The 7,652-nt window shown below is 74.2% G+C and carries 8 protein-coding genes; 5 read left to right on the forward strand and 3 right to left on the reverse strand.

The genetic code is table 11. The features are described 5' to 3' along the window. Positions 1 to 13 precede the first annotated feature (13 nt). From Air01nite_RS34595 to Air01nite_RS34605, 3 genes are read left to right on the forward strand one after another with little or no spacing between them, the layout of a single operon-like run. Complete coding sequence (locus Air01nite_RS34595; protein WP_203707592.1) at positions 14 to 1,657, forward strand: MFS transporter; 1,644 nt, start codon at positions 14 to 16, stop codon at positions 1,655 to 1,657. Continuing rightward, positions 1,654 to 2,271, forward strand: coding sequence for a futalosine hydrolase (locus Air01nite_RS34600; RefSeq protein ID WP_203707593.1), 618 nt, complete (start codon positions 1,654 to 1,656; stop codon positions 2,269 to 2,271). Before Air01nite_RS34595 ends, Air01nite_RS34600 begins: the two co-directional genes overlap by 4 nt. Positions 2,272 to 2,276: 5 nt before the next feature. After that, on the forward strand, positions 2,277 to 3,110 hold the full coding sequence (locus Air01nite_RS34605; protein WP_203707594.1) for a 1,4-dihydroxy-6-naphtoate synthase: 834 nt from the start codon (positions 2,277 to 2,279) through the stop codon (positions 3,108 to 3,110). Here Air01nite_RS34605 and Air01nite_RS34610 read toward each other — a convergent pair. Together Air01nite_RS34610 and Air01nite_RS34615 are read right to left on the reverse strand one after the other, a co-directional pair. Then, complete coding sequence (locus Air01nite_RS34610; protein WP_203707595.1) at positions 3,071 to 3,457, reverse strand: cold-shock protein; 387 nt, start codon at positions 3,455 to 3,457, stop codon at positions 3,071 to 3,073. The two genes, Air01nite_RS34605 and Air01nite_RS34610, sit on opposite strands and share 40 nt — an antisense overlap. 35 nt (positions 3,458 to 3,492) lie before the next feature. Then, positions 3,493 to 4,110, reverse strand: a complete 618-nt coding sequence (locus tag Air01nite_RS34615) for an HAD family hydrolase (protein ID WP_239091171.1) — start codon at positions 4,108 to 4,110, stop codon at positions 3,493 to 3,495. A 62-nt stretch (positions 4,111 to 4,172) separates the two neighbouring features. Here Air01nite_RS34615 and Air01nite_RS34620 point away from each other — a divergent pair, with 62 nt between their 5' ends. Together Air01nite_RS34620 and Air01nite_RS34625 are read left to right on the forward strand one after the other, a co-directional pair. Next, positions 4,173 to 6,584: a helicase-associated domain-containing protein gene (locus Air01nite_RS34620; RefSeq protein WP_203707596.1), complete on the forward strand. Its 2,412-nt coding sequence runs from the start codon at positions 4,173 to 4,175 to the stop codon at positions 6,582 to 6,584. A gap of 141 nt (positions 6,585 to 6,725) precedes the next feature. Next, a complete protein-coding gene (locus Air01nite_RS34625) occupies positions 6,726 to 6,950 on the forward strand; it encodes a hypothetical protein (RefSeq protein WP_203707597.1) in 225 nt (74 codons plus the stop codon). Positions 6,951 to 7,146: 196 nt separating this feature from the next. Here the strand turns inward: Air01nite_RS34625 and Air01nite_RS34630 are convergent. Continuing rightward, positions 7,147 to 7,652: FtsX-like permease family protein (locus tag Air01nite_RS34630; protein WP_308440003.1), on the reverse strand; the 506-nt coding region annotated here is incomplete at its 5' end.

Below are 7,652 nucleotides of genomic sequence, written 5' to 3' on the forward strand. Positions count from 1 at the left end.
GAGGATGGGGCGCATGCCGTTGATACGCCGCACGGGGTCGACGCTCGGCCGTGTGATCGGCACGACCGTCAAGGGCGGTCGGCTGGTGAGCCGGGGCGTCCGGCGCGGCGTCGGCACCGCGCGGTCAAAGGGCGCTCGGGGCGAAACGGGCATGATGCGCCTGTTCGACCTGCACGCGGCATCGTGTGCGGGCGACACGCTGATCACCATCGGCCTCGCCGCCACGATCTTCTTCGACGTGCCCCTCGGCGAGGCCCGCTCCAAGGTCGCGCTCTACCTGCTCGTCACGATGATCCCGTTCGCCCTGCTGGCGCCGGTGGTCGGCCCCCTGCTCGACCACTTCCGGCACGGCCGGCGGTGGGCGCTGGCGGCGACGTTCCTGGGCCGGGCGTTCCTGGTCTGGGCGGTCTCCGACAACACCGACTCGCTCGCGCTCTATCCGGCGGCGTTCGGGGTGCTCGCGCTCTCCCGGGCGTACGGCGTGGCCAGATCCGCGGCCGTGCCCCGGCTGTTGCCCGAGGGTCTCGGCCTGTCCCAGGCGGGTGCCCGGGCGAGCATCTACGGCACGGTCGCGGGCGCGATAGCGGCCCCGATCGGCGTGGCGGCGTTCGCCATCGGCCCCCAATGGCCGCTGCGCATCGCCGCCGTGATCTTCCTGGTCGGCATGGTGATCTCACTGCGGCTGCCCGGCCGGGCCGACTCGGACCCGCCGGAGCAGGTGCCGCGACCGATAGCGGCCATCTTCGGCGCGCTGCGCCGCAACGGCGACCGGCCGCTCTCGGGCCGGCTGGTGATCGCGACCCTGATCGGCAGCGCCACGCTCCGCGCGTTCTACGGGTTCCTCCTGCTCTTCCTCGCGTTCGCGGTGAAGGGCGGCTACCTCCACACGTCGCTGTTCGGCCGCGACGTCAGCGACGGCTTCGCGCTCAGCGTCATGGGCGCCGCCCTCGGCGCCGGCACGTTCCTGGCCACCGCGCTCGGCACCCGCCTGCGCATCCACCGGCCGGTGGCGCTCCAGTCCAGTGGCCTGATCATCACGGCCGGCCTGGCGGTGTTGACCACAATCGGGTTCTCGCTGGCCATGGTGGCACTGCTCTGCCTGGTCACCGCCGTCATGAGCGGCATCGCCAAGCTCTCCAACGACGCGACGATCCAGGAGCGCGTGCCCGAGCGGCTGCGGGCCAGTGCCTTCGCCCACTCCGAGACCATCCTGATGCTGGCCTTCGTGGCCGGCGGCGGGCTCGGGCTGATCCCGGTCACCGGCCGGGTCGGCGTGGGCATCCTGGCCGCCCTCGCGGCGCTCGCCGCGCTGCGCTCGGTGGTGGTCGCCGGGCGGTTGCGCAAGGAGCGGCTGCACGGCCGGTTCGACGTGGGCGACACGACGGTCGAGGAGAAACTGCCCGACCCGGAGCCCCGCACCAGGGCCTACACCGACACCAAGGTCGACACCCGGCCGCACACCGAGGCGCCCACCGCCGAGGTGCCCCGCGCCCGTTGGTGGCGCCGGTCCCGCGCCGAAGAGGCCGCGCCCGAGCCGGCCGAGAGCGGCAGCACGACCGTGGTGGCGCCACCTGGCTACCACGTCTACCGGCCCAGCAATCCGGTCGACGGGCCCGGCGAGGATCCCTGGCGCGACACCGCGGGCCCGCCGGCGTGACCGGGCTGCTCCTCGTCACCGCCGTCGAGGCCGAGGCCGAGGCTGTCCGGGCCGGGCTCGGCGGCCGCCTGACCGTGACCGCCGTCGGCGTCGGTCCCGCCGCGGCCGCCGCCGGCACAGCCCGGCTGTTGACGCAGGCCGAGGCGGGCGGCCGCCCGTACCAAGGCGTGATCTTCCTGGGCATCGGCGGCGGGTTCGCCGGGCGGGTCGAGATCGGCGGCACGGCGATCGCCACCCGCAGCGTCGCCGCGGACCTGGGCGCGGAGAGCCCCGACGGGTTCCTGCCGATCGACGATCTCGGGTTCGGCACGGCGGTGGCGGAGGCGGACCCGGGCCTGCTCGCGGCACTGCCCCAAGCGGTCGCCGGGACCATCCTGACCGTGAGCACCGTCACCGGCACGGCCGCGTCGACCGAGGCATTGGCCACTCGCTTCCCCGACGCGGTAGCCGAGGGGATGGAGGGCTACGGCGTCGCCTGCGCGGCCGCCGGCCTGCCGTTTGCCGAGGTCAGGACCATTTCCAACGTGATCGGCCCGCGCGACCGGTCGTCGTGGCGGATCCCCGCGGCGCTGTCCGCCCTCACCGACGTGGGGAAAACACTGGGGCTAGCGTGACGGGTATGGCGCTCTCCCTGGCCTTCTCGCCGTGCCCCAACGACACCTTCGTGTTCCACGCGCTCGCACACGGCCTGGTGCCGGGCGCGCCGCCGGTCGAGGTGACCTACGCGGACGTCGACGTGACCAACACGGCCGCCGAGCAGGGCACGTTCGACCTGGTCAAGGTCAGCTACGCGGCGCTGCCGTGGCTGCTGGACGACTACGAGCTGCTGCCCTGCGGCGGCGCGCTCGGTCGCGGCTGCGGCCCGCTGGTGCTGACCCGCCAGGACGGCCCGCGCGATCTAAACGGGGCCAGAGTGGCGGTGCCCGGCGACCGCACCACGGCCTACCTGCTCTTCCGGCTCTGGGCCGAGGGGCAGCGGCCGGCGGCGATCGAGGTCGTCCCGTTCCACGAGATCATGCCGGCGGTGGCCGCGGGCCGGTACGACGCGGGCCTGGTGATCCACGAAGCCCGGTTCACCTATCCCCGGCACGGCCTGACCGCCCTGGTCGACCTCGGCGAATGGTGGGAGGGCGACACCGGGCTGCCGATCCCGCTGGGCGCGATCCTCGCCAAGCGCGACACGGTCGACCCGGCGGCGGCCACGGAATGGGTACGCGCCTCGGTGCGCCAGGCCTGGGCCGACCCGGCCGCGAGCCGCGACTACGTGCTCGCCCACGCCCAGGAGATGGAGCAGGCCGTGGTCGACCAACACATCGCGCTCTACGTCAACGAGTTCACCGAGGACCTCGGCGCCGAGGGGCGCAAAGCCATCGACGCCCTGCTCGGCCGCGCCGCGTCGGCCGGCCTCGTCCCTCAGATCTCCAGCTCGCGCGCCACCGCGTGGAGCAGCTGAGCCACCTGCTGGGCCGTCTTCTTGTCAGGGAACCGGCCGCGCCGCAGGTCGGGCTGGACCCGCGCCTCGAGCACCTTGATCATGTCTTCGACCATGCTCTGCAGCTCGTCGGCCGGGCGGCGGCGCAGCTCGGCCATCGACGGCGGCGCGTCCAACAGCTTGACGCCGAGCGCCTGCGCGCCCTTGCGGCTGTCGACCACGCCGAACTCGATCCGCTGGCCACCCTTGAGGTCGGTGACGCCGGCAGGCAGCGCGGCCTTGGGCAAGAACACGTCGCCACCCTCGTCACTGGTGACGAACCCGTATCCCTTGGTCGCGTCGAACCACTTCACTCGACCGGTCGGCACTGCAACCTCACTGAACCTCGCCGGAACTGCTGACGTCACAAGGCTAGCCGGACCAAGCCCGGAAGCGCCGCCGGGAATTCGCGGAGATCGCCGAGAACCAACCGGGCGCCGGCAGCACTGAGCTCTTCGGTGGAGCAGGGGCCGGTCGTCACGGCAACACCGGGCACATCGGCGGTACGCGCGGCGACCATGTCGGCCACGTGGTCTCCGACGTAGACGGCGCAGCCGTGTGCGGTCACTGCCGTCGCCTTGCCCTCGGCGAACAGGTCGCCGGCCACCGCGTCCACCGTGACGCCGAGGTGCCGCAGGTGCAGCTCGGCCAGCCGGCCCAGCTTCGACGTGACGACCACCACACGCCAGCCCTGCGCACGCACCGCGTCGAGGGCCGCACGGGCGCCCGGCAGCAGCACGGTCGGCTCGATCGCATGCTTCTCGTAGAGCGCTCGGTAGGTCGTGACCGCCTGCTCGATCTCCTCGGGCGGGAACCAGTAGGCCAGCTCGGTGCGCAGCGGCGGGCCCAGCCGGGCGATCGCCGCCTGCTCGTCCACATAGGTGCCGGTGAGGGCGGTCAGCTCCCGAAAGGTCGCGGCAATGCCGGGACGGGTGTCGGCGAGGGTCATGTCGAAGTCGAAACCGACGGCCGGTGGGGTGATCACCTGCCCGATAGTCGCACACGCTCGGCGAGCTGCGGCTGGACGTATAGCGTTGGAGGGCGATGGACATGCTCGTCGACCACCTCAGGTCGCTTCCGGACGAGACGCTCGCGGCTTTGCTGCGCATGCGTCCGGATCTGGTCGTCCCGGTGCCGTCCGACCTGTCGGCGCTGGCGCTGCGCGCCCAGTCGCGGATGTCGATCGCCCGCGTGCTCGACGGTTTCGACCGATTCACCCTGGAGATCCTCGACGCGGCCCGGCTCAGCCGAGGGCAGTCCGACGGCACGACCAGCCTGGAGGCGATCCGCACCCTGGCCGGCGGCGCCGACCGGGACGCCGTCCGCGCGGCGGTCGACCGGCTGCGGGCCCGGTTCGTCCTCTACGGCCCCGAGAACGCGCTGTCCCTGGCCACCGGGGTCGACGAGGTCTCCTCGCCGTACCCGGCGGGTCTGGGTCGGCCCGCCGCGCTGCTCGACGCGAGCGCTGCGGAGCTGGTCGCGGACCCGGCCCGGCTGCGTCGCACCGTGCTCGCCGCGCCGCCGCCGGCCCGCGCTGTGCTCGACCGGCTCGCGGCCGGTCCCCCGGTCGGCACGCTGGCCGGCGGCGGCGAGGCCGGCTCCCCGGTCCGCTGGCTGGTCGACAACGCCCTGCTCGTGCCCGTGCCGACGGGCGGCTTCGAGCTGCCCCGGGAGGTCGGCCTGCTGCTGCGCCGCGACACCGGGCCGCTCGGTCAGCTGCACCCCGCCCCGCCGAAGATCGACGCGGTCGCTCGGGAGCCGAAGCTCGCCGACTCGGCGGGCGCCGGCCAGGCGATGGACGCCGTGCGGCACGCGGAGACACTGCTGCTCGCCCTGGAGGCGGAGCCGGCGACGGTGCTGCGCTCCGGCGGCCTCGGCGTCCGCGAGCTGCGCCGGCTCGCCCGCGCCGCCGGCCTCGACGACGGCACCGCGGCCACCTTGCTGGAGGCCGCGTACGCCGCCGGGCTGGCCGGCGAGGCCGACGCGCACACCGCGCCGGTCGGGCGGCCCGCGCCCGAGACCCAGGTGCTGCCGACCCCCCGCTTCGACGCCTGGCGGGCCTCGTCGATCGCGCGCCGCTGGACCGACCTGGCGGCCGCCTGGCTGACCATGACCCGCCAGCCCGGCCTGGTCAACCAGCGCGACGAGCGCGACCGCCCGATCACCGTGCTGGCGCCCGAGGTCGAACGCTCGGGTGCGCCCGCCGCCCGCCGCGCCGTGCTGGGCATCCTGGCCGAGCAGCCGCCCGGCAAAGCGCCCGGCCCCGACGAGCTGCTGGCCCGCCTCGACTGGGCGGCGCCGCGGCGCACCCGTGGCCGGGAGGGCGCCTATCGCGAGGTGCTCACCGAGGCCGCGCTGCTCGGCATCACCGGTCTGGGCGCGCTGACCGCGCCGGGCCGCGCACTGCTCGCGGACGACGCCGCCGAGCTGGGGCACGAGGAGCGGGCGGCGGCAGACCCGCTCGGCATGCGCGGCTCCGAGCGCTCACCCGACGACCCGCCGACCGCCGTCGCGGTGCTCGACGCCCTGCTGCCCGCGCCCGTCGACCACTTCCTGCTCCAGGCCGACCTGAGCGTCGTGGTGCCGGGTCCGCCGGAGCCGGAGCTGGCCGCCGAGCTGGAGGTGGTCGCGGAGCCGGAGTCGGCCGGCGGTGCGAGCGTCTACCGGGTGACCCCGGAGGCGGTGCGGCACGCCCTGGACACCGGCTACGGCGCCGACGACCTGCACAGCCTGTTCCGGCGCCGGTCCCGCACGCCGGTGCCGCAGGGTCTGACCTACCTGATCGACGACGTGGCCCGGCGGCACGGCGGCCTGCGGGTCGGCGGAGCCGGCTCCTACCTGCGCAGCGAGGACGAGGCGCTGGTCGCGGAGGTGCTCGCCGACCGGCGGCTGGCCGGGCTCGGCCTGCGCAAGCTCGCGCCGACCGTGCTGGTCACCCCGATGCCCAGCGCGCGGCTGTTGCAGGAGCTGCGCGAGGCCGGGTACGCGCCGGTGCCCGAGGACACGACCGGCGCGACCGTGCGCGCCCGGGTCAAGACCCGCCGGGCCCCGGCCCGCGGCACCGGGTTGGCCAGGCTGGGCGGCGGGGCCGGCGCCATGGACGCGATCGCCGGCGTGCAACTCACCCAGCCGCGCCTGCTCGGCATCGTCGAACAGATCCGGCGCGGCGACGTGGCGGCCCGCACGGCCCGGCGCGCACCGGCGGCGGTGCGGCCGGGCAACGGCTCGGGCCCGGTCGCGGTGCAGACGCACACCCAGGCGCTGGCGGTGCTCCAGCAGGCGATCCGCGACAAGGTGCTGGTCTGGGTCGGCTATGTGGACGCACACGGCTCGACCACCTCACGCCTGGTCCGCCCGGTCTCGATCGGCGCGGGCTACCTGCGGGCCGAAGACGAGCGCACCGAGATGCTGCACACTTTCGCCCTGCACAGAATCAGCGCGGCCGTCCTCGATTAAGGACCCAGGTTCCGGGCAGATGAACTCTGACCGAATCACTCCCCCCGGTCGCGTGGTGATGAGACGTGGCGCGAAATCCGCACCGATAACGTCCCTCGCGTTCTCGCCGCCGGGCGGCTGTCTCTCGGAAGGAACGCGGAAATGCCGATCTCTTTGAACCTCGACGCGCTGCTGGACAAGTCGTTCGAGTCGACCCCGCTGGCCGAGCTGGCCGACTCGCCGGTCTCCGCGCTGGCCGGCGTCAGCGAGGCCGACGCCGAGGCGCTCCAGAAGGCGTTCAACATCAAGACCGTCGCGGACCTGGCGGGCAATAAGTACGTCAAGGCCGCGCAGGCGATCACCGAGCTGGCCCGCGTCGCGAAGTAGCACCGACGTCCGTGAGCCCGGCCCGGCACGCGGGCCGGGCTCACGCGTCATCGCCAGGCTCTGTCTCGAAGTCATCGCCGGAGCGAGGCGAGGCCCAGGCGTCGGCTGGGACCGCGCCGGGCGCGGCCGGATACCGGTCGTATCCGGCCGTGACCGGCCTGGTTCCAGCCGGCGCCTGGGCCCGCCGCAGACAGACCTAGTCGCGGGCGGCGACGAGGCGGATCGCGGGTGTGCGGGTGGCTGTCAGCGAGGTCAGCACGCTGGTCACGCCGACCACGACCACCGCGATCGCGACCACGCTGCCGAACATCGCCCACGGCACGCTGGCCACCGCGATCCCGACCAGGTCGCGGACCGCGAACGCCATCCCGACGATCGAGGCCGTAGCCGACACCATGCCGAGCAGCACCCCGATGGCGACGACGGCCAGTGACTCCGCCAGGGCGGCGAGCACCACCTGGCCCCGGGTCAGGCCGGTGACCCGGGCCGCCGCGAACTCGGCCCGGCGGTCCGACGCGGCGATCACCACCGCGTTGATCATCGCGATCACCGTGTAGACCATCGCCATGCCGATCAGCGCCACCATGATGTGTGCGCTGATCTGCTGCTGTTCGTCGTTGTAGGCCTCGATCCACTGCGCGGTGGTCAGCACGTGCCCGACCCCTGCGAGCGCGGTGGCGGCCGCAGCGGGGTCGGCCGCCC

The sequence above is a fragment of the Asanoa iriomotensis genome, from assembly GCF_016862515.1.
Classification (GTDB): domain Bacteria; phylum Actinomycetota; class Actinomycetes; order Mycobacteriales; family Micromonosporaceae; genus Asanoa; species Asanoa iriomotensis.

Excerpts from the sequence above, each read along its gene's own strand:
- Air01nite_RS34605 (WP_203707594.1), top strand. The coding sequence starts at position 2,277 with ATGGCGCTCTCCCTGGCCTTCTCGCCGTGCCCCAACGACACCTTCGTG.
- Air01nite_RS34625 (WP_203707597.1), top strand. The coding sequence starts at position 6,726 with ATGCCGATCTCTTTGAACCTCGACGCGCTGCTGGACAAGTCGTTCGAG.
- Air01nite_RS34595 (WP_203707592.1), top strand. The coding sequence starts at position 14 with ATGCCGTTGATACGCCGCACGGGGTCGACGCTCGGCCGTGTGATCGGC.
- Air01nite_RS34620 (WP_203707596.1), top strand. The coding sequence starts at position 4,173 with ATGGACATGCTCGTCGACCACCTCAGGTCGCTTCCGGACGAGACGCTC.